This is a genomic window from Rhizobium sp. KNZ14-9A (assembly GCF_056755015.1).
In genome coordinates this window covers 75148-95891 of the sequence record NZ_JBPGXB010000002.1, presented here as the reverse complement: position 1 = coordinate 95891, position 20744 = coordinate 75148, and the positions used below count along the sequence as shown (strand labels likewise).

18 protein-coding genes are annotated in these 20744 nt (G+C 59.8%); 15 read left to right on the top strand and 3 right to left on the bottom strand.

The window, feature by feature from the left end; genetic code table 11:
- Window positions 1-68: 68 nt before the first annotated feature.
- A complete protein-coding gene (locus ACR9ZQ_RS06535) occupies window positions 69-806 on the bottom strand; it encodes a Crp/Fnr family transcriptional regulator (RefSeq protein ID WP_007820756.1) in 738 nt (245 codons plus the stop codon).
- Between the two features lie 472 nt (window positions 807-1278).
- On the opposite strand from ACR9ZQ_RS06535, the gene ACR9ZQ_RS06530 reads away from it, so the two are divergent.
- The 5 genes from ACR9ZQ_RS06530 (at window position 1279) to ACR9ZQ_RS06510 (ending at window position 7741) form a co-directional block, all read left to right on the top strand.
- Window positions 1279-1992, top strand: a complete 714-nt coding sequence (locus tag ACR9ZQ_RS06530) for a sugar transferase (protein ID WP_310386067.1) — start codon at window positions 1279-1281, stop codon at window positions 1990-1992.
- Between the two features lie 89 nt (window positions 1993-2081).
- Entirely contained in the window at window positions 2082-3833 is a 1752-nt protein-coding gene (locus ACR9ZQ_RS06525; protein ID WP_029868591.1) for a Wzz/FepE/Etk N-terminal domain-containing protein, read from the top strand.
- Complete coding sequence (locus tag ACR9ZQ_RS06520) at window positions 3830-4780, top strand: glycosyltransferase family 2 protein (RefSeq protein WP_029868590.1); 951 nt, start codon at window positions 3830-3832, stop codon at window positions 4778-4780. The genes ACR9ZQ_RS06525 and ACR9ZQ_RS06520 overlap by 4 nt, the downstream gene beginning before the upstream one ends.
- A gap of 8 nt (window positions 4781-4788) precedes the next feature.
- Complete coding sequence (locus ACR9ZQ_RS06515) at window positions 4789-6156, top strand: polysaccharide biosynthesis/export family protein (protein WP_029868589.1); 1368 nt, start codon at window positions 4789-4791, stop codon at window positions 6154-6156.
- Between the two features lie 133 nt (window positions 6157-6289).
- Complete coding sequence (locus tag ACR9ZQ_RS06510) at window positions 6290-7741, top strand: hypothetical protein (protein WP_029868588.1); 1452 nt, start codon at window positions 6290-6292, stop codon at window positions 7739-7741.
- 29 nt (window positions 7742-7770) lie between these two features.
- On the opposite strand, the gene ACR9ZQ_RS06505 is transcribed toward ACR9ZQ_RS06510, so the two are convergent.
- Window positions 7771-8067, bottom strand: coding sequence for a hypothetical protein (locus ACR9ZQ_RS06505; protein ID WP_029868587.1), 297 nt, complete (start codon window positions 8065-8067; stop codon window positions 7771-7773).
- 283 nt (window positions 8068-8350) lie between these two features.
- On the opposite strand from ACR9ZQ_RS06505, the gene ACR9ZQ_RS06500 reads away from it, so the two are divergent.
- From ACR9ZQ_RS06500 to ACR9ZQ_RS06455, 10 genes are all read left to right on the top strand, one after another.
- Entirely contained in the window at window positions 8351-9262 is a 912-nt protein-coding gene (locus ACR9ZQ_RS06500; protein WP_481427347.1) for a glycosyltransferase family 8 protein, read from the top strand.
- 69 nt (window positions 9263-9331) lie between these two features.
- Window positions 9332-10435: a glycosyltransferase family 2 protein gene (locus ACR9ZQ_RS06495; protein WP_481427346.1), complete on the top strand. Its 1104-nt coding sequence runs from the start codon at window positions 9332-9334 to the stop codon at window positions 10433-10435.
- Between the two features lie 156 nt (window positions 10436-10591).
- Window positions 10592-11806: an alpha/beta hydrolase gene (locus tag ACR9ZQ_RS06490; RefSeq protein WP_481427345.1), complete on the top strand. Its 1215-nt coding sequence runs from the start codon at window positions 10592-10594 to the stop codon at window positions 11804-11806.
- A gap of 186 nt (window positions 11807-11992) precedes the next feature.
- Window positions 11993-13618, top strand: coding sequence for an arylsulfatase (locus tag ACR9ZQ_RS06485; protein WP_481427344.1), 1626 nt, complete (start codon window positions 11993-11995; stop codon window positions 13616-13618).
- 72 nt (window positions 13619-13690) lie between these two features.
- Window positions 13691-14668 carry an AAA family ATPase gene (locus ACR9ZQ_RS06480; protein ID WP_481427343.1) on the top strand — a complete coding sequence of 326 codons (978 nt, stop codon included), beginning with the start codon at window positions 13691-13693 and terminating at the stop codon, window positions 14666-14668.
- The gene (locus ACR9ZQ_RS06475) at window positions 14665-15618 is read left to right on the top strand and encodes a DUF58 domain-containing protein (RefSeq protein ID WP_481427342.1); all 954 of its coding nucleotides are present in this window, start codon (window positions 14665-14667) and stop codon (window positions 15616-15618) included. Before ACR9ZQ_RS06480 ends, ACR9ZQ_RS06475 begins: the two co-directional genes overlap by 4 nt.
- Window positions 15618-16130 carry a DUF4381 domain-containing protein gene (locus ACR9ZQ_RS06470; RefSeq protein ID WP_310386090.1) on the top strand — a complete coding sequence of 171 codons (513 nt, stop codon included), beginning with the start codon at window positions 15618-15620 and terminating at the stop codon, window positions 16128-16130. The genes ACR9ZQ_RS06475 and ACR9ZQ_RS06470 overlap by 1 nt, the downstream gene beginning before the upstream one ends.
- Window positions 16117-17106: a vWA domain-containing protein gene (locus ACR9ZQ_RS06465; RefSeq protein WP_310386092.1), complete on the top strand. Its 990-nt coding sequence runs from the start codon at window positions 16117-16119 to the stop codon at window positions 17104-17106. Before ACR9ZQ_RS06470 ends, ACR9ZQ_RS06465 begins: the two co-directional genes overlap by 14 nt.
- Window positions 17103-18659 carry a VWA domain-containing protein gene (locus tag ACR9ZQ_RS06460; protein WP_481427341.1) on the top strand — a complete coding sequence of 519 codons (1557 nt, stop codon included), beginning with the start codon at window positions 17103-17105 and terminating at the stop codon, window positions 18657-18659. Before ACR9ZQ_RS06465 ends, ACR9ZQ_RS06460 begins: the two co-directional genes overlap by 4 nt.
- Window positions 18656-19954 (top strand): hypothetical protein, encoded by a 1299-nt coding sequence (locus ACR9ZQ_RS06455; protein ID WP_310386096.1) that lies wholly within the window; start codon window positions 18656-18658, stop codon window positions 19952-19954. Before ACR9ZQ_RS06460 ends, ACR9ZQ_RS06455 begins: the two co-directional genes overlap by 4 nt.
- A gap of 15 nt (window positions 19955-19969) precedes the next feature.
- Here the strand turns inward: ACR9ZQ_RS06455 and ACR9ZQ_RS06450 are convergent, their stop codons facing one another.
- The gene (locus tag ACR9ZQ_RS06450; protein WP_405049746.1) at window positions 19970-20725 is read right to left on the bottom strand and encodes a transporter; all 756 of its coding nucleotides are present in this window, start codon (window positions 20723-20725) and stop codon (window positions 19970-19972) included.
- Window positions 20726-20744 lie beyond the last annotated feature (19 nt).

The following is a 20744-nucleotide window of genomic DNA, read 5'->3' as shown; positions in this document are numbered from 1 at the left end:
TAACCGTCCATGAGGGTGAAGTGGTCACGGACCGGCTGCGAACGGCAGCCGGATCGTGACGAAGTGCATTATTTTGCCGACGCCGCACCGTCGGCATAGGCTTCCAGCGCCTTGCGGTTGAGGATACGGATCCTGCCCTGGGCTCCGTCGATCACCTTGCATTCACGCAGGCGACGCAAGCACTGGTTGACTTTTTCACGAGAAGCCGGAAGCGTCGCCGCCAGATCGTTCTGGGAAATTATCAGCACGTCCCGGTTCGCCGGCGTATCCTTTCCGTAGACCGAAGATAGCCGCAGAAGCATTGCCGCCAGCCGCGACTGAAGGCTGGATCCGGCGTTCGAAATGATGCGGCGCTCCAGCTCGGAAACACGCGCAAGCGTTCTCGAAAAAACCTTCTCCTGGAACTGCGGATCGGTGGCGTACCTTTCCCGCAGCAGCCGGCCTTCGAAGAAGTATAGCTCGCAATCCGAACTGGCTCTATACTCCAGATTCAGTATTTGCTTACGTAATACTTCGAGCTCACCGATCAAACCGCCCCTCGGAATGATCTCGACAATGAACTCCCTGCCATCAGGCAGCATCGTACTGGCGCTGACTAGCCCGCGCTGTACGCGAGCGAACATGTCTACAAAGACTCCAGCGCCTGCAATAAGTTCGCCGCGACGAAAATTGCGTATAGTCGCGCGGCAGAACGGGAAGTCGTCGTCACTTGAGATGCGATTGTTCAAAGATGTATCCGGAACAACGCTAATAGCCGCATTGCCCACAGCGACCCTATAGTCTCTCGTTTGTGTAGCTCCGTCCATGCGCATAACTCCCCAACAAAACAGATTGGTCGTAGCTGATGCTGCACTGCATCATTTATATTGTCCTAACTTGAGAGTCAAATAACAATCGAAGATGACAAGAGCATCTCAAATAATAGTGACAATACCCCCAGTTATATAGATTATATTTTTTCTAGTATCCGTCGAATTCAGGAGAGGTATTAAGCCAAACTGCCTATTTTTGGGGCGGTCCCTATCAAAATTGTTCAAAAAATAGCTACAACGCCCGGCTTCATCTATTCAAGCCGTGCGCCTTAGACGACATGTAAGTTAAATTTTCGAATAAAATTAGGATGTAGAAATCCCCTGCCGCCGAATTCGTAGAGAACTCCGTAGCATTACAGTATTAGCATAAAGAATTTGCTAATCATTATGACCGCGGTCACAGACAAGCACATTGCGCTGCACCAAACTTCATAAGGTTCTAACCGGAAACTTTTGGAGTCGGTCGATGACTTGGGAAACACAGAGTATTGAAGTTCGTGAATCCTGGCCGAACGTTGACCAGTCCGCGCCGAATAACGATCGTCGCATAGTATCACGGCCTCATGTGGTCGGAAGGGCATCCAAGCGCGCGGTTGATATCGTCGTGGCAACCACCGCTCTGGTTCTGCTGTCACCTCTGATGCTGATCGTAGCACTCATCGTAAAGTTGAGCGATCCCGGGCCAGTCTTCTATTCGCATACGCGGATTGGATATGGGGGCGCCGCCTTCGGCTGTCTCAAGTTCCGCACCATGAAGACCGATGCCGCCACACAGCTCGCCGAGTTGCTGCGCGCCAATCCCTCAGCGCGGGCCGAGTGGGAAACGACGCGGAAGCTGAAGAACGATCCGCGCATCACCACTGTCGGTGAGATCCTGAGGAAGTCCAGCATCGATGAGCTCCCGCAGCTCATCAATATCTTGCGCGGCGAAATGAGCGTTGTAGGCCCGCGGCCGGTGACGGCTGAAGAACTCGCCCGCTACGGCGAGCATGTCACGAGCTATATGGCCGCAAGACCAGGCCTGACCGGACAGTGGCAGACCAGCGGCCGCAACGATGTCAGCTACGAATATCGCGTTGCGCTTGATGTCCAATATGTCCGCGACTGGTCGCTCGCGCGCGATTTCATCATCATCGCAAAGACCGTTCCCGCCCTGTTCTCGCAGCGCGGCTGCTACTAATCCAAGAACGACGTATGGCCCGACCCGGGCCATACGCACCTGCTGGATATCAACGAAGAAGACACTCTCGCCCTTTGGATCAGGACACTATGAACTCAAATCACGTCTTCAGCAGCGTCTCCCCGATATCTTTGCCGGCCACGGCCAGCGGTAGTTCGTCGCTGACGCTGCGGGACATGTCCTTTTTCGTCAGGATGCGTTGGCCTTGGATCGTGTCTACCATCCTGGTCTTCCTGGCACTTGCCGCTGCCTATCTCCTCATCGCCAAGCCGACCTACGTGGCCAGTACGCAGCTTATGGTCTTCCCGCAGGTGAACGGCTCGGACGCTCAACGCGCGTTCGCCGAAGACGCCTTCATCGATGCACAGCTTGAAATAGCGAAGTCCAGCGACGTGCTTGGTGGCGCCGCCAGCGCGCTGAACCTCGCCAACGATCCGGCCTTCTCCAATCAGTCCCTGTCCCTGCAGGACAAGGTCAAGGACTGGCTGACGGGCAACGCCACCAGCACCGCCCAGCCGGAGACGGCACGGGGTGATGCAACCTCGGGCAATGCCCAGCCAGCTGCGACGAGCCAGGAAACGCAGCGGACCGACCGGGCGATCGCACGGCTGCGCAATATTGTCGCGATGCGCCGCATCGGCCAATCGACGATCCTCGAAATATCCGCATCCGCATCCAGCCCGCAGACGGCGGTTGAGATCGCCGATGCGGTTGCCCAGCAATACATCCGCAAGAATGTCCAGATGAAGGCCGCTGCGGCCCAGCAGTACAGCGAATGGCTAGAACAGTTCGTCAATGAACAGCAGCGCGGACTTGCCGATGCCGCAAGTGCGCTTGCGACCTTCAAGGCGAACCCGCGCGACCAGTTCAAGCTTGCTGAGTTGCAGAGCGCGACCGACGCCCGCCGCACCCTCTTCGAAAACACCCTCACGCAGTACACCGAGGCCAAGCAGCGCATTTCCTATCCGGTCTCCGACGCCACCATCGTTTCGCGGGCCACCTCACCGCTCTCCAAGGCGCAGCCGAACAATTCGCTGATCCTCGCCTTCGCGCTGATCGTAGGCGCCGGTTCCGGCCTTGGCCTAGCCATGATCCGCCATGTCAGCGACCGGCGCATCATGCGCACCAACCAGCTCTCGCAGGCGGCCAGCCTGTCTTTCGTCACACCCCTTGGACGCGCAAAAAGGGCTGGCCGCGCGGCGGCCCTGCCTACTGCCAATGATAGCGGCACCGTCGCCTATCCAATGATCCCCGGAATGGCCGAACTTGGTGCGACTGTCACAGGCTTTCGCCGCAGACGGCGCGTGGTGATCGGCATCGTGGCCGTCAACCCGGGCGGAGGAGCATCCACCATCGCCTGCGAGCTTGCCGTGCTCTCGGCAATATCAGGTTCGCGTACCCTGCTGATCGATGCCGCGGCGACAAAATCTTCCCTGAGCAAGTCCATTGCGCCGAACAGTTCAGCCGGCCTGATCGACGTGCTCGACAATATCGAGGCAATCCGCACCGCCACCCTGTCACTGACACCGACGCTCAAGTTCCTGCCTCTTGGCAAGGTCCGCGCCGTGACGCCCGCCGTCCGTCTGAGCTCGCGCCGCACTCAGCTCAACTTCAGCGATCTGAAGAAGGAATTCGACGCCATATTCGTCGATATCTCCGCCTTCACCTCGTCGCCTGACGCCAATGCGATCGCTCCGGAGCTGGACGGCGTTCTCGTCGTAACCTCTTACGGCCGCACTTCGATTGACGAGACCGTTCGCGTCATCGACAGCATGCGCAATGTCGGCGCAGAAATTCTTGGCGCGATCATCAACAACACACCAGCGAGTGTTCAGACATGATGGCTCCGACCCCACAAGCACCGAAGCTGAAGATCGCCGTCGGCATTGCCTCGGCGGGCCGGCCCGCGACGCTTCTGGAGACGGTAACCTATATCGACAGCCTCCAGCCTCACCCGGAGCGCATCATCGTCTGCGTCCCCAACCTGGATGATGCTGCCGGGCTCACCGACCGAAAGGGCGTGGAATTGAAGGTCGGCCCTCGCGGCCTGACCTCCCAGCGCAACCGGATCATTGAAGCCGCAAGCGCTGACATGGACGTGCTGATCTTCCTCGACGACGACTTCATTCCCGCGCCCGGCTTTATTCCGCGCATGGCAGCCGTTTTCGCCGACAATCCGGATGTGGTCATCGCGACCGGAGACGTCCTCGCCGACGGCATTCTCGGCAAGGGGCTGACCCAGTCCGAAGCCATGCATGTCATCAAGACCGCAGGCGAAAGAGGCGAGCAGGTGACCGAAATCTATAACGCCTATGGATGCAACATGGCGGTTCGGCTGGCGCCAATTGTCGGCCACGGGCTCGCCTTCGACGAGGAGTTGCCACTCTACGGCTGGCTCGAAGATGTTGATTTCAGCCGATCCATCGCCCGCTACGGACGATCGGTGCATATTTCGGGCGCCTGCGGCGTCCATCTCGGCGTCAAGTCCGGACGCCAGCCCGGCAAGAGGCTCGGCTATTCGCAAGTCGCAAATCCCGTGCATCTGATGCGCAAGGGCACCATGTCCTTGACCCGTGCGCTGGCGCAGATCGGCCGCAATATCCTGGCGAACGCCCGGGGCACCCTGCTCAATGATCGCGCGGTCGACCGTCGTGGCCGGCTGAACGGCAATTTCCTGGCTTTGTCCGATCTGCTGATGGGACGTGCATCTCCCATGCGCATCCTCGAACTCAGCCAGTTCCCAAATCGCGAGATGCCTTCGCCATCCATCGCGGCAAAACGGAGGTAACAGACGCCATGTGGCCCATGTCTTTCCTTGATCGTCTTCCATTCGTTGGCCTTGCCGCCGTCTTTACCTGCGCGATGGGATGGAGTGCTGCCCACGCCGACAGCTACACGCTCGTCCCCGAAGACAAGATAAAGCTGCGGGTCGTGGAATGGCGTTCCACCGATTCCAAATATGCGAGCTGGGAAGCTCTCGATGGAACCTACAGCGTCGATGATGCGGGCAATCTTTCGATCCCGATCGCCGGTCAAATCAGGGCCTCCGGCCAGACGACCGAGCAGCTGTCGGATGCCATTTCAGACGCACTGGCCGACAAGGCCGACCTTCCCGGAAGGCCTTTCATCGCTGTCGAAATCGACCAGCACGCGCCGATCTTCGTCAACGGCAGCATCGAGCGGCCGGGACGCTATCCCTTCGAGGCCAATATGACCGTCATCAAGGCCGTCAGCATTGCAGGCGGCTACATGCGGTCGCGTGACGACAGCAGCTACTATCAGCGAGACCGAATCCAGTCGGCCGGCGACTATCGCTCAGCCCTCCTGAATCGCCGTGATCTCTTGATGCGTGCAGCCCGCCTGCGCGCCGAGATCGCCGGTCAGTCAGATTTCGACATTCCTGCCGAGATCGCAGGCGTCCCGGATATCGACAAGCTCAAGGTCGAGGAACTGAACCTGATGCGCCTGCGGGCTGTCGAGTCCAACAGCCAGATTGAGGCGGCAGACGATCTGAGCCGCCTCTATACGCAGGAAATCCAGTCATTGGAGGCCAAGATCGTCTCCCAGAAGCGACAGATCGACCTTGCGCAGCAGGAGCTGAACAACGTCAACAGCCTCGTCAGCAAGGGCCTGACCAGCAATACCCGCCAATATTCGGTGGACCGCGGCCTGGCTGAAACCCAGAGCGAACTGCTGGACCTCGAGATCGCGCTGACCAAGTCCCGCCAGGGACTGAACGAGAGCCAGCGTGAAAAGGCAACTATAATCAACAAGCGGAATGCCGAAAACCAGCAAGAGCTGAACACGCTCAGCCTCGCCATCAACAAGGCGGGCATCGACATGCAGGTGGCGCAACTGCTCGGTGATCAGGCCGGATATAGTGCCGAACTCGCCCGCATGGGTGCGGAATCGACGCTTCTCGGCACGACGAAGAAGAACTTCAAGATCATTCGCCGCAACGAGGACGGCAGCTACACCAATATCGTGGCAAATGAAAACACCGCTCTGTTGCCGCATGACATCATCGAGATCGGCGTCGAGGCAGCTGCCGATGCCTCATCTGCTGCATCGCAGCCCCAGCAGCCGGCCGCCGCCCTCATCCCTAATGTAGCCCGAAGCGATACGCCCCGTCCCAACTGGGTATCGCGGACGGGATCGAACTAGGAGACCACGGTAGGACTATGCCTGTTAGCGTCGGAGTTCAGTTCATGTCTGCATTTGCCGTCTTTTTGCGCCGCACGCAGGGTGTGCGTGGCGTGACGGCAGAGAATCGTCGACGCTGTTCGGAGGTAGCGGCATGACCATTGAACCGATCGGCTTCCTCGTCTTCCTGCTCGGCCTGGCGCTCGTCTACTATGGATCCCGCTTTGCGATAACTGCCCTCTGCATCTCCACGCTGCTCGGTGCAGCCGCAGCCTTCCAGCTTCCCGCACTCGGCGGCAGCAGCATTCAGCCGAGCCATCTGCTGCTGCTCTTCGTCGCGATCGGTGTGCTGCTTCGTCCCCGCCAGAAACAGGCGGCCCTGACCAGCCTGGCCTATCCAGGCCCCGGCTTCTGGTTTGCGGCCTATGTTCTGTTTTCCGCCGTATCGGCCTTCTTCCTGCCCCGCATTTTCGCCGGCGCGACACTGGTTTATTCATCCGCACGTAGCAGTTCCGGCTTGATGTCGATCATGGCATCGCCGCTGGCGCCGGGTTCCTCCAATCTCACGCAGTCCGTCTACCTGCTCGGCGACCTCATCTGCTTCGCTGTCGTCTGCGGTTTTGCCCGGCTCGGGCACGGGCGCTTCATCGCCCGCCAGCTCATCGTCACGGCGCTCGTCTGCCTGGGTTTCGCCCTGCTCGATATCGCAACGTTCACGATAGGTCAGCCTGACCTGCTCGATTTCATGCGCAACGCCAACTATACGATGCACACAGCCGAGGTCATCGGCGGCTTCAAGCGCATCGTCGGTTCCTTCCCGGAGGCAAGTGCCTATGGTGCGGCGGCTCTGGTGTTTTTCAGCTTCACCCTCATCCTCTGGCTTGAGCGCTTCCCGAGCCGCTTCACCGGCTTTGCAACGGTATCGGTCGGCCTGACCGTGATCCTCTGCACCTCGACGACTGCCTATGTCGCCGGCCTCTTCATGATCGGTGTTGCGATCCTGTTTAGCCTCAAGCGGCTTTTGAGCGGCCAGGCCACACGTCCCTATGCGACCTTCCTTTTGATCACTCTGCTCATGGTGCCCTGCGTGATCATGGCTGTGGCCCTGATCCCGAGCGCGTGGAACGCCGTCGGCGATTTGGCGAACGTCACCCTGGCCAACAAGCTCGAATCGCAATCCGGCGAGGAGCGCACCGCCTGGAACACATTGGCGCTGGTCTCTTTCGTGGAAACAGCCACTTTCGGGGCAGGCCTCGGCACCGTGCGCGCATCGAGCTTCGCCGCCGCACTTCTGTCGAACGTCGGCCTCACCGGGACGGTCCTATTCGTGCTCTTCCTTTACAGCCTCCTGACGGCTGCTGCTCGCAGCAAACTGGCGAGCCGTGAAAACCGGGCGATTGGGATGGCTGCCGTTTTCGCTTCCGTCGCGCAGATTGCCTCGGCGACGATTTCCGGAAGCAGCACCGACCTCGGCCTGCTTTTCAGCATCACGGCCGGGCTTGCAAGCGGTTGCCTGACCGCCCCCTATGGGCAGCAGAACCGCATGACCCGCCTGCAGAGGACGCCGGCATCTCTGATGAGTACGCCGGTATTTCCATCACGATGATGTGCGGGGCAGAAAACATGTCGGTGATATCAGCCCTGCTGCTGCTTGCTCGGCACGGGCGCCGGGTCGACGATCGCACTCTCCTTGGACGGCTTGCGGCTGCGGCGCCAAAGCCCGGCCACGAAGACCCCTGCCACATAGCAGACCTGCATCAGCACGAGGATAGCGAGACCGTAAAGCGCGGCTTCAAGCAGCGAAGCGTTTTGATGAGCCACGATGCCGAAACCGAGGGCTACAACGATCGCGAATATCGCGAAGGCCCAGGCGCGAATGGCCGCTCCGGCTGCGAGCGAAATCAGTATCACAATGATCGTGCCGTTCAGCATTGCGATGCCTTATTCCTTTCTATCGTCCCACATGCGCCCCGTGCCGATCTTCACATTACAGGGCTTAATCCACAACACCCGGCTTTTGGTAGTGGAGCGATAGCAATGGTTAATTTTCTCACAATCCGCCGTGATCAAAACGCCGACGAGGCACGATTGGCTCCCGACCGGATGAGAAATTACTCGCCTGTGACAAGTACAAGGCAGCAACTCGACAAAGAGAAATTTTTTACAGACTCAATAAAGACACTTGCCGACGAAGAACGACGAGAAGGATTGTACCATGAGTAATCAGTGCGTGGCCTACGTTACGGATGTCGAATATTCCTTTCCGACTATTCTCTCGGCGCTGCAGGCCCGAAAATTTGCAAATTCCGAGACGGATGTCTGTGTTCTTATGTCGGAACATCTGGACAATTTTGAGGAGCTGAAGAGCCTTCTGGCGTTGAGCGGTGTCAAGCTGATGGATGCGACAGAAGCACTGCACCAATCCCTCGGCAAGCTCGATGGTTCGCATTTCATGGGCCGTATCAGCGTCAGCACCATGGCCAAGCTCGTACTCGCCGAGATTCTGCCTGACAATTACACCCAGATCATCTATCTGGATGGCGACACGCAGATCGTCAGCAGCCTTGCCGATCTCGAAAATGCCTTCGCGCCGCCCGGAAAGTTCTTCGCAGCCCGCGATTACACCTCTATCAATGGCTTGCTGCAAAACGGCAAGGACAGCAGTTACTTCAATGCCGGCGTTCTGAAATTCCACCGCGACGGCTGGATCGGGCCGGAAGCGCTGCAACTCTTTGCCACGAACCCGGAAGCCTGCGACGGCAAGCATGATCAGGGCGCGTTGAACTATGTTTGTGGCTCCTCGCTCATCCTGGTGTCGAACCGGTGGAACTTCCCCAAGCAGTTCCTGCATCTGGTGGACATGTCCTCGCTCGCCATCGTCCACTACATGGCGCACCCCAAGCCCTGGCATGGGACGTTCTTCCCTTGGAGCGATACCGAAAGCCAAGTCTATATCGATCTGCGCAAGACACACCCAGCCTATAACGCGCTCTACCGGGGCATCAGCTTCGACCGCAAGGTGGTCTACAAATATCGTTCGATGCGCGAGCGCGTGATGCATGCCCTTCAGAATGAGATGCCCAATCCGCGCGTCCAGACCCTGCTCGCCGGCGACTATGTCGTCTGACGAAAAGTCGGCCCGATCCCTGCAGGCAGAGCCGGTCTTTAAAGCCGGCACCAGTGTTCAGGAGCAGAAATGAGTGCTTTGACGACCAGCATCTCGCACTACGCCAAGGCCCGGCTGCGCCGTTCGCTGAAGGCTGGCCAGGTCGGTTATGCCGGGCTGCGCGACAGCCTGAAGCAGGCACGCCACGTGCTGATCTGCGTGATCCGCGACGAAGGACACCGGATGGAGTTCTTCCTGCAATATTATCGCGATCTCGGTGTCGAGCACTTCATCTGCATCGACAACGGTTCGAGCGACGGCACGGCCGAGCTCCTGTCCGGCATGCAGGATGTTTCGCTGTTGTCAGCCACCGGTTCCTACAAGGCAGCGCGCTTCGGCAATGACTGGATCAACGCGGTCATGAACCGCCATTGCCAGGAAAAATGGGTTCTCTATGTCGATGCGGATGAGTTTCTCGTCTATCCGCATTGCGATACGCGTTCGATCAGCCAGTTGACCGCCTATATGGAATCCGTCGGTGCCCGCTCGCTCCGTTCGGTCATGATCGACATGTACAGCCGCAATCCGGTCAGCGAAAACATCTGCGAGCCCGGCCGCAATCCGCTCGAGGTCTGCAGCCTCTTCGACCGATCAGGCTATGAATCGCATTTCGACAGGAACAGCCGCACTATTTGGATCAAGGGCGGTGTACGCGGTCGTGTCTATTTTCGCGGCCGCATCTGGGATGGCCCAGCGCTCAACAAGATCCCGCTGATCTACGTATCCGGTGAACGCCTCTATCTCAAATCCTCGCACCAGGTCTGGCCGCTCGCCCTGAACCTTGGCGAAATGCGCGGCGCTGTCGGAATCACAAGCGCCCTCCTGCACTTCAAGTTCCTGTCGAGCTTTCTCAACAAGGTCGCCGATCCCGCCAACCGCTCGGAGCATACTGCCGAGTACACGATGTACTCTTCCCCCGAAGACGCTCGCAACTTCGTCCACACAGGCACCAGCACCTATCACCACTGGAAGGATCTCTCCGACAGCGGTCTTATACAGGGCGAAGGTTGGCAACTCTGGCGCAGCGCGTCCGACAGCGACCTGCGGCAGCAGAGTCTGCTTTCACAGGAAAAAGCAGGTATCCCGGCACAGGGAGGCGCAGTCATCGTGGGCGAAGCGCAAGCTTCCCGTTGAATTCGTACATTTAGATGGCGCATCGGCCGGCCTTCACTTCGGGTCGCTGCCGAGGCTGCTTAAACATTCGTATTAACACCCGCATTTACGGTAACTTACTTCCATCCGCGCTGTAGCGTGGCCTAGAGTGCCGGACTGTTGAACCAGGAAGTGATCATGCTGCGACGCATTCTCCTTGCCGCACTTTCCGTGCTGGCAAGCTGCGGCCATCCTACCGGGGTGTTGACCCCTGTCGCCCTCACGGCCAATACTCCGAAAACCTCGCAGGTCGAGATGCTGGTGGCGACCACTCGTCAGCCTTCCGCAAATCCTGCGACGCTTTTCAATGGGGAACGCAGTCCGAAGCCCTACCTGACGGATATCGCAATTTCCATTCCGCCGAAGCGCGCGGCTGGCACCGTACAGTGGCCCGAAAAGCTGCCGCCAAACCCGGCGACTGATTTCGCCGTCACGCGGGTCGAGCAGCTCGAGACGCGGGCGGAAGGGCGTGCGTGGTTCCAACAGCATCTCGTTGATGGCCACGCACTCGTTTTCATACACGGGTTCAACAATACCTATGAGGATTCCGTCTTCCGCCTCGCCCAGATCGTCCACGACAGCGGCATGAAGGCGACGCCGGTCCTTTTCACCTGGCCTTCGCGTGCAAAGCTGACGGCCTATGAATACGACAAGGAAAGCACGAACTATTCGCGCACGGCACTCGAACAGGCGCTGCGAATCCTCGCGCAGGATCCGAGCGTCAAGGATATCACTATTCTTGCCCATTCCATGGGAACCTGGCTCGCCATGGAATCTCTGCGCCAGATGGGCATCCGTGACGGGCATGTGAACACCAAGATCCGCGATGTCATTCTTGCCTCGCCCGATATCGATATACAGGTTTTCGCCAAGCAGTTCGTGGAAATGGGTACGCCCCATCCGAAATTCACGATCTTCGTTTCGCAGGACGATCGGGCTTTGGCAGTTTCGAGCTTAATCACCGGAAAAGTATCCCGGCTGGGCGCCATCGACCCGTCCAAGGAACCCTATCGCAGCAGGCTGGAGGAGGCCGGCATTACGGCCATCGATCTGACAAAGGTCGACACCGGTGACAAGCTCAATCACGGCAAATTTGCCGAAAGCCCCGAAATCGTCCAGCTGATCGGCCAGCGGCTGATGACTGGCCAGCCCCTGACGGACTCCAACATCACCCTCGGCGAGGGCGTTGCCGCCGTCGTAGGAGGCACGGTGCAAACAGTGGGTAAGGTCGCCGGCACGGCAGTCGCAGCACCGCTGACGATCATCGGACAGCCTCTGCCGGCCGCTGCAAAACCAGTCGAAGTCGAAGATACACTTCGCGCCGACCCGCAATCGAAGCCGCTGACGCAGTAACGAGCGCGATTTACGTGGGCGGTTACGTCTCGCAACACCGGCATTTACGGTAACGTACTTCCGCAAACGACCTCAAAGTAGAAGTCTCTCCCGGTCGAATGGCGACGATCCAGTTCCGGCGGGGTCATCCCTGCCCGACACCAAGGAGAGCGGAATGTTGAACGACCTTGCGAAGGGGAGGACGTGATGGCCACGACACTCTCCGGGAGACTTCTTTCGGCAACGGCAGCTGTCGCAATGAGCCTCGCCGCTGCACCCTTCGTTTCGATGGCCTACGCTCAGGAGGCGGTTCCTGCCGCAACGGCAGCGCCAGCGACGCCCGACAAGCCGAATATCCTCGTCATCTTCGGTGATGACGTCGGCCAGACGAATATCAGCGCCTATTCCTTCGGCGTCATGGGCTACCGCACGCCCAACATCGATCGCATCGCCAAGGAAGGCCTGATGTTCACGGACTACTATGCCGAGAATAGCTGCACGGCGGGCCGCTCCACGTTCATAACCGGCCAGGTCTGCCTGCGCACCGGTCTCTGCAAGGTCGGCATTCCCGGCGCAACCGTCGGCCTGCAGCCGCGTGACATCACCATTGCCCAGGCCCTCAAACCGCTCGGTTATTCGACGGGCCAGTTTGGCAAGAACCACCTTGGCGACCGCGACGAATTCCTGCCGACCAAGCATGGTTTCGATGAGTTCTACGGCAACCTCTATCACCTGAATGCCGAAGAGGAGCCGGAACGTCCCTATTATCCGAAAGACGATGAGGAGTTCGTTCGCACCAGCTCACCGCGCGGCGTGCTGAAGGCAACGGCAGACGGAAAGATCGAGGATACCGGTGCGCTTAACACCAAGCGCATGGAAACCATCGACGATGAGACGACGGCCGCGGCGATCGATTTCATGGACAGGCAGGCGAAGGCGGGCAAACCCTTCTTCACCTGGATGAACACGACCCGCATGCATGCCTTCACGCACGTGCGTGCGTCGATGCAGGGCCAGAGCGGGATGACCGGCAACGAATATGCCGATGGCATGATCGAGCATGACGGCGACGTCGGCAAGCTCTTGAAAGCCCTCGATGATCTCGGCATCGCCGACAATACGATCGTGGTCTATACGACTGACAACGGGCCTAACCAATGGTCCTGGCCGGATGCCGCTCCCACGGCGTTCCGAAGCGAGAAGGATACCAACTGGGAAGGCGCGTTCCGCGTTCCCGCCCTGGTGCGCTGGCCGGGCCATATCAAGGCCGGCGAGGTCTCCAACCAGATGATATCAGGCCTCGACTGGTTCCCGACGCTGCTTGCCGCGGCCGGCGACCCAGACATCAAGGACAAGCTGGTAAAAGGCACGACGATCGGCGGCAACCAATTCAAGGTCCATCTCGACGGCTATAACCAGCTTCCCTATCTCACGGACCAGCAAGAGAAATCGAACCGTCAAGACTTCTACTACTTCAACGACGACGGACAGCTCGTCGCCTATCGCTACAACAACTGGAAGATCGTCTTCTGCGAACAGCGGGAGCCGGGTGGCTTCGTGGTATGGGCCAATCCCTTCGTATGCCTGCGCGCACCGAAGGTCTTCAATCTGCGGATGGACCCGTACGAGCGAGCCGATGTCGTCTCCGACCAGTATTACGACTGGCTGGCGAAGAATGCTTATCTCATCCAGTACGGCGTCTGGCGTGTTGCGCCATTCCTCCAGACCTTCCGCGAATTCCCGCCAAGCCAACGTTCGGCGAGCTTCAGCGTCGACCAGATGGTTGAGGCGCTGATGCGATCGCTCGAGCAGAGCCCAGCTGGCGCCCAATAGCATCGCCTGGCGAAAGACCGCAGGCGTGGCAAATTCTATCGCGCCTGCAATTCGAACTCACGCGGAGCGCATATGACGGCACGTGACGACATCCTGGATCTCGGCAAGCGTATCAGCCAATCGATCATCGGACAGGAGACGATGGTCGAACGGCTGCTGCTCGGGCTGCTCGCCAATGGCCATCTGCTGGTCGAGGGCCTGCCAGGCCTTGCCAAGACGCGGGCGATCAAGAGCCTGGCAAAAAACCTCGATTCAGAGCTTTCTCGTGTCCAGTTCACGCCGGACCTGCTGCCCGCCGATATCACCGGATCGGAGATCTATTTCTCTGAAGGCGGCAAGGGTGAGTTCAAGTTTCAAGAGGGGCCGATCTTCGCCAATCTCATCCTTGCCGACGAGATCAACCGCGCACCGGCCAAGGTACAATCGGCCCTGCTGGAGGCGATGGAAGAGCGGCAGGTTACCGTCGGCGGCAAGAGCTATCCGTTGCCTGATCTCTTCATGGTCATGGCGACACAGAACCCGATCGAGCAGGAAGGCACCTATCCCCTGCCCGAGGCGCAGCTCGATCGCTTCCTCATGCATGTCGAGGTCACCTATCCTGACGGGGCATCGGAAGCCGCGATCATGCGGCTCAACCGAGACGAGGAGAACGCTGCCCACACCAAAGGTTCCGCGCCGGCCACGGAGCGCCTGAACCCGCAGGCGGTATTCGATGCCCGCAAGGAAATCGGCGCGGTGACGGTCTCCGAACCGGTCGAGAAATACATGGTCGCCCTCGTCTTAGCCACGCGCTATCCCGACCGATACGACAAGGACCTGGCAAAACTCCTGCAGGTCGGCGTCAGCCCGCGGGGCGTCATCGGCCTCGACAAGGTTTCACGCGCCTACGCATGGCTGAAAGGCCGCGATTACGTGACCCCCGACGATGTGAAGGCCATCGTCAACGATGTCTTTCGCCATCGCCTTATCCTGTCCTACGAGGCACACGCCGCCAATACCACCGCCGATCAGGTCATCGCCCGCGTCACCGAACTGGTCGCGGTCTCATGAGTGGCGCGGCCCTCAGCAACGATGGCGTCTACGTCACGACGGAAGAGCTCGTCGCTCTCGAGGGCCGCGCCCGCAACCTGACCTTCGTCCAGAAGGCAAGAAGCCACCAGCAGCTCGCCGGCCGCATGCAATCGGCGCTGCGCGGCCGCGGCCTGATCTTCGAGGAATTGCGGGATTACCTACCGGGCGACGATATCCGTTCCATCGATTGGCGGGTGACGGCGCGTACGAGCAGGCCGGTCGTCCGCATCTATGGTGAGGAGAAGGAGCGGCCGGCCATCCTGGTGGTCGACCAGCGGATCAGCATGTTCTTCGGCAGCCGCCGCGCCATGAAATCCGTCACCGCCGCCGAGGCCGCCATGCTCTGCGCCTGGCGCATTCTTGGATCGGGCGACCGGGTGGGCGGCTTCATCTTTGGCGATGGCGATATAGAGGAGGTGAAGCCACATCGGAGCCGCAATGCCATCATCGCGCTTGCCGACAAGATTGCCGCCAAGAACGCGGCGTTAAACGCCGGCTTTGCGGGCGCGCCCTCTCCGGCCTCGCTGGATGAAGTGCTGCAGCGCGTAGCGGGTATCGCCCATCACGATCATCTCATCGTGATCATCAGCGATTTCGGCGGGCACGGCGTGACGACGCGCGATCTGCTGCTGGCACTCTCGGCTCGCAATGACGTGATCTGTCTGCTGATCTACGATCCCTTTCTCCTGGAGCTTCCCAAATCCGCCGATATCGTCGTCAGCGGCGGAGGATTGCAGGCGGAACTGTCGCTCAGCCAGGCCGGCGTGCGCAAATCCATCGACACCTTCGCCCGCAATCGCGGCCGCGAATTGCGGGCATGGCAACGCGAACTTGGCCTGCCCATGCTGCCCGTCTCCACTGCCGAGGAGACGGCGCCGCAGCTTCGCCGCCTGCTCGAGCAATCCGCCTGGCGGCAGCGGAGGCGCTGATGGAGCCGAAAATCCAGCTCGATCCGATGACCGAAACGGCACTCCGCTCTTTACACGACATTGCGGTTCCGCCGCATGTCTCCTGGCTGCCTCAGACCTGGGGCTGGGCTGCACTTGCTGTCTTGCTCGGCATTGCAGTGCTGGCGGCCCTCCTTGTCTGGCTCAGGCGATATCGCCGCAATGCCTACCGGCGGGAAGCTCTGCGATTGCTTGATGGCATCGAAGCCGACATTCGCAGTCCGTCGAGCCGGGAAAAGGGTGTCCACGAACTGTCGGAACTCTTGAAGCGCACGGCACTCGCGGCATGGCCAAGGAGTGATGTCGCAGCCCTCACCGGTCAGGCGTGGCTGCAGCGCATGGACAGCCGCGGAGCGTACAAGGCGCTGACCCGCCTGCTCGATGATCTCGAGTATCACGACAGTGCAGCCATCGCCGCTCTTCCCCCTGATAGCGCCAATGAGCTCATACTCAATTCGAGACGGTGGATCAGGAGGCACCATGTATCAGCTTGAGCATCCATGGCTGCTTCTGCTGCTTCCACTTCCCCTGCTGATCTGGTGGTTGCTGCCACCGCACCGGGAGACATCGGCATCGATCCGTCTGCCGTTTTTCGATCAAGTAACACGCGCCGCCGGCGTTCATCCGACAGAGGGTTCCGTCGTGCCGAAGCGAGCATGGCACCAGACGATCGTCGAGGGCCTCGCCTGGTGCCTTGTCGTGCTGGCGCTCGCCCGGCCACAATTCGTCGAGCCACCGCTCGAAAAGGTAGAGCCGCAGCGCGATATCCTCTTGGCGCTCGACCTCTCGCAATCGATGGAGACACGTGATTTCCCGGTACCCGACGGCAGTCTGAGAGCGCGCGTCGACGCCGTACGAACCGTGGTCGCCGATTTCGTCACGAAACGACCGAACGACCGGCTAGGCCTGATCGCTTTCGGCGATGCGCCCTACCCGCTTGCGCCCTTCACCATGGACCATGATCTCGTACGGATGATGATCAACGGATTGCTGCCCGGCATTGCCGGCCCGCGCACATCGCTTGGGGATTCGATCGGCCTCGCGCTTAGAATGTTCGAAAAGACCACAGTCCCGGAAAAAGTCCTGATTCTGCTGACCGACGGCAATGATACGGCAAGCAAGATGCCGCCGCTGAAGGCGGCAGAGATCGCCGGCAGGAATAACATCATCATCCATGCGATCGGCATCGGTGATCCCGCCGCGACAGGCGAGGACAAGCTGGATACGAGCACATTGCAGAAGATTGCCGCAGATACTGGCGGCCGTTATTTCTTCGGCGGCGACCAGAACCAGCTCGAGGCGATATATGACGTTCTCGACCAGATCACGCCTGATGAACAGAAGGTACTGTCCTGGCGCCCGCGTATCGAACTGTTCCATTGGCCGCTTGGCGCCGCGATCGTCATTCTCGCCCTCTATCACCTTTTTGCAGGCGCTTACGGCCTGATCCGCAGGAGGACTGTGGCATGATCACGGATCTGCATTTCCTGCGGCCATGGTGGTTGCTGGCGCTATTCGTTCCGCCGCTCATCCTCTGGCTAGCAGCGCGCTCAGACGATATTCGCGACCGTTGGAAGGGCATGATCGCGCCGCATCTCCTCGACAAGCTGATCGTCGAGCCTGTCGGTCATGGCCGGATCAATCCGGCATGGCTGCTCGCCGGTCTGATCGCTTTGGGCACAATCGCCGCAGCAGGCCCGACATGGCAGCGCGAGGCCCCGCCCTTTGTCGAGGATACAGCGCCTCTCGTCATCGCCGTCGATCTTTCGCCGACCATGGATGCGATCGATATCAGCCCCAGCCGCATCGAACGCGCAAAGCTCAAGATCCGCGATATCCTTGCCGCGCGACCCGGGGCGAAAACCGCAGTCGTCGCCTATGCCGGCAGCGCCCACCTCGTAGTACCGCTGACAGAAGATGCCTCCTTGATCGAGAGCTACTCGGATGCCTTGGCGACGCGGATCATGCCCAAGCCCGGCAAGGACACGTCAGCTGCGCTTTCGCTGTCGAACAACCTTTTCAAGACCGAGGGCATGGCTGGCACGATCCTGTTTCTGACCGATGGTATCGAACCGGCGGCACTGGATGCACTGAAGGCCGCAAATGCCAATAGCGTCGTCATTCTCGGCATAGGAACTGCCGAGGGCGGTCCGGTCAAGACGGCCGACGGCAGCTTTCTGACAGGTGCGGGCGGCGGGCGCCTCCTGCCCAAACTCGATGTCGAGGCCCTGAAGCAGGTACAGTCGGCGACGGAGGCAGATGTCGCAACGATCACGGATGACGATACGGACGTGCGCTGGATCAGCCAGCGCATCAGCACGAATTTTGCCGATGCGCAGGCTTCCGAAGGCAATCGCTGGCGGGATGCCGGCTGGTGGCTGGTTGGTCCGGTCGCCTTGTTGCTCGCCTTCTCCTTCCGACGCGGCTGGGTGATCAGGGTCGGCGCTCTGTTCCTCGCTATCCGATTGCTGACGCCGTCTCCGGCGGAGGCGGCTGACTTCATGGATCTGTGGCTGACGCCGAACCAGCAGGGGCGACTGGCTTTCGAACAGGACGATTTCGAGAGGGCTGCCGGCCATTTCAGGGATCCCATGTGGAAAGGCGTCGCGCTTTACCGGGCTGGCCATTTTCAGGATGCGCTCGACGCCTTCGCAGCCGTCGATACGGCCGAGAGCTGGTACAATCAGGGAAATACACTCCTGCATCTCGGCAAATTCGAAGAGGCCGTCGCGGCTTACCAGAAGGCGATCGAAAAACAGAAGGACTGGCCGGACGCTGAGGCCGATCTCGTCATCGCAGAAAGGCTACTAAAGGCCCAACAGGAGAAGGAAGAAGAGCAGCCGCAGGAGCCGAACGAGAAGCCCGACAGCGTCCAGTTCGACGACAAGGGAAAAAAAGGCAAGGAAGGGCAGATCAGCATCGCCGAACAGACCTCGGAGATGTGGATGAAGAACATTCAGACGAGCCCGGCCGACCTGATGGCGCGCAAGTTCGCAATGGAAGCGCAGGAGCAAAAGCAATGATGCGCTTTGGCCTGTTGTTTTGGCTGGTGATATCGGGGAGTGCGCTCGCCGCCGAACCGTTTGCGCGGGCGGCGATCGAAGGCAACGGCGAGATCGTGCCGGGGCAGCAGATGCGCCTGACGGTCGATGTCTTCGTACCCGACTTCTTCACCTCGCCGCCGCAGTTTCCCCTATTCGATGTTCCGAACGCAATGGTCACCCTGCCGGAGGAGCGCAGCTTCAACCTGACGCAGACCATCGACGGCGTGCAATATTCCGGCATCCGCCGCAGTTATGCGATCGTGCCGGAAGTATCCGGCCTCTTTACCCTGCCGGATATCCCGATCGAGCTTGGCTATGCCGTGGAAGGAAAGCCGACAAAGGCAACCGTCACCATCCCGGGTATTTCTTTCACGGTCGGTGGCGACTCCCTCCCGGACCAGCCGGTATTTGCGGCGCATGGTTTGACGATCGAACAATCCTTCGATCGTGATCCGTCCAGGCTGAAGGCAGGCGATGCGCTTTCGCGGACCATCACCGTCACGGCTCTGGACACACAGGCAATGATGATGCCGCCGGTAGACATCGGTCCCGCATCCGGGCTGCAGCAATATGTGAAGCCGCCGAAGATAGAAGACGGCATAGATATGAACAGGGAAACGGCCAGCAGACACACCGAAACCATTGTCTATACCACCGCCACCGCCGGAACATTCGACATACCCGCGGTTTCCTACCCGTGGTTCGATGTCGACAGCAAAACGCAGAAAACCGCGACACTTCCCGATGTGAAAGTCACGGTCGGCGCTGCAGCGGTCAAAGAGGCGATCGCTCCACAGCTTTCACAGGAAGAGAACCCCTCGTCGCGCCCGCGCAGCATCTGGCTCATCGCCGCAATCGCCGTCGCATTGGCGGCTGCCGTCCTCATTGTCCGCTGGCTCGCACCCAGTTTCGCCGCATGGCGCTCGAAACATCGGGATCTCAGAGACGGTTCCCGCTCCCATCACCTTCGCCAAATAACGCAGACCATCAGGACCGGCAGCGAAACCGCAATCTATGCGGCCCTGCAGGCCTGGGCCTCGGAACTCGGGTACCGAACTATCGCCGATTGGCTGGCAAGAGAGGGCTCTGCCGACCTCAAGCAGCAGATCGAACTTCTGGAACGCAGGCTTTTTGCGGCACAAGTGGGTACGGATATCGACAGGACCGCAATCGCCAAGGCCCTTGTCCTGCACGGTGCTGTGAGCGACGAGAAAAAACGATCGGCGCTGCCGCCGCTCAACCCGATCACGGCCGATGAAAGATCGCCAGCCTGACGGCCCACCCGGTTTCTATTTCGGAAACAGGAATGTCATGCCGACGCGAAAGGCCCAGCCTTCGGCCCCATTGTCGGGCGCATCCGCCCAGTAGCGAACGCCGGCGGACAGGCTGACTGGCTGCTGGCCGAATTTCAGAAGCTTCGAAGCCTGCAGATTGATCGGTACGGACCACTGGTTGGCTTCCCAGTCATAGGTGCTCTCGGTGTTGAGCGTGAAGGTCCAGGCATCCTTTGTCGTGTAGGAGAGGAAGGGCTGCAGGAAGGTCGAGCTCACATCCGCCCTGTCGCTCTGTCCCGCGAAGGACCAGATATGGTTGGCGAGAATGCCATAAGTCCAGGGACCGTCCTGTTTCAACAGCACCGCGGTCGGACCCGCGCCCCATTTCCCGGCCCCCAGCAATTCGTCCGTCGCTGTCGGAATGAGAAAGACCGGGCCAACACCCCAGATGAGTCCACCCGGTCCGGGCTGCTTGGGAGAGAAGAAGAAGCTCTGCGTGATATCGCCGATACCGAACTGATGCCCGGAGGAGCCAGCAATATCGTCCTGCCATATGACAGGCAGAATGGTGCGCGAAATGATGTTCCAGTCCTCATTGATGGAAAACGGAATGACCGGCTGAATATTCAGCGTCTCGCGATTGCCGTCTTCCGGGCCGAAACCGCGGTCATAGTTGAACTGGAAGGGGACGCTGATCAGCGAAGCGACCGGATTGGTGAGCTTCTTGGCAAGATCGCTGTCGGACTCCTGCGCCGCAGCCGAGCCGATCATGCCGAACAGCCCGTGCAAA

Coding starts and splice junctions, on each gene's coding strand:
- ACR9ZQ_RS06535 (WP_007820756.1), bottom strand. CDS start 806: ATGGACGGAGCTACACAAACGAGAGACTATAGGGTCGCTGTGGGCAAT.
- ACR9ZQ_RS06530 (WP_310386067.1), top strand. CDS start 1,279: ATGACTTGGGAAACACAGAGTATTGAAGTTCGTGAATCCTGGCCGAAC.
- ACR9ZQ_RS06525 (WP_029868591.1), top strand. CDS start 2,082: ATGAACTCAAATCACGTCTTCAGCAGCGTCTCCCCGATATCTTTGCCG.
- ACR9ZQ_RS06520 (WP_029868590.1), top strand. CDS start 3,830: ATGATGGCTCCGACCCCACAAGCACCGAAGCTGAAGATCGCCGTCGGC.
- ACR9ZQ_RS06515 (WP_029868589.1), top strand. CDS start 4,789: ATGTGGCCCATGTCTTTCCTTGATCGTCTTCCATTCGTTGGCCTTGCC.
- ACR9ZQ_RS06510 (WP_029868588.1), top strand. CDS start 6,290: ATGACCATTGAACCGATCGGCTTCCTCGTCTTCCTGCTCGGCCTGGCG.
- ACR9ZQ_RS06505 (WP_029868587.1), bottom strand. CDS start 8,067: ATGCTGAACGGCACGATCATTGTGATACTGATTTCGCTCGCAGCCGGA.
- ACR9ZQ_RS06500 (WP_481427347.1), top strand. CDS start 8,351: ATGAGTAATCAGTGCGTGGCCTACGTTACGGATGTCGAATATTCCTTT.
- ACR9ZQ_RS06495 (WP_481427346.1), top strand. CDS start 9,332: ATGAGTGCTTTGACGACCAGCATCTCGCACTACGCCAAGGCCCGGCTG.
- ACR9ZQ_RS06490 (WP_481427345.1), top strand. CDS start 10,592: ATGCTGCGACGCATTCTCCTTGCCGCACTTTCCGTGCTGGCAAGCTGC.
- ACR9ZQ_RS06485 (WP_481427344.1), top strand. CDS start 11,993: ATGGCCACGACACTCTCCGGGAGACTTCTTTCGGCAACGGCAGCTGTC.
- ACR9ZQ_RS06480 (WP_481427343.1), top strand. CDS start 13,691: ATGACGGCACGTGACGACATCCTGGATCTCGGCAAGCGTATCAGCCAA.
- ACR9ZQ_RS06475 (WP_481427342.1), top strand. CDS start 14,665: ATGAGTGGCGCGGCCCTCAGCAACGATGGCGTCTACGTCACGACGGAA.
- ACR9ZQ_RS06470 (WP_310386090.1), top strand. CDS start 15,618: ATGGAGCCGAAAATCCAGCTCGATCCGATGACCGAAACGGCACTCCGC.
- ACR9ZQ_RS06465 (WP_310386092.1), top strand. CDS start 16,117: ATGTATCAGCTTGAGCATCCATGGCTGCTTCTGCTGCTTCCACTTCCC.
- ACR9ZQ_RS06460 (WP_481427341.1), top strand. CDS start 17,103: ATGATCACGGATCTGCATTTCCTGCGGCCATGGTGGTTGCTGGCGCTA.
- ACR9ZQ_RS06455 (WP_310386096.1), top strand. CDS start 18,656: ATGATGCGCTTTGGCCTGTTGTTTTGGCTGGTGATATCGGGGAGTGCG.
- ACR9ZQ_RS06450 (WP_405049746.1), bottom strand. CDS start 20,725: ATGATCGGCTCGGCTGCGGCGCAGGAGTCCGACAGCGATCTTGCCAAG.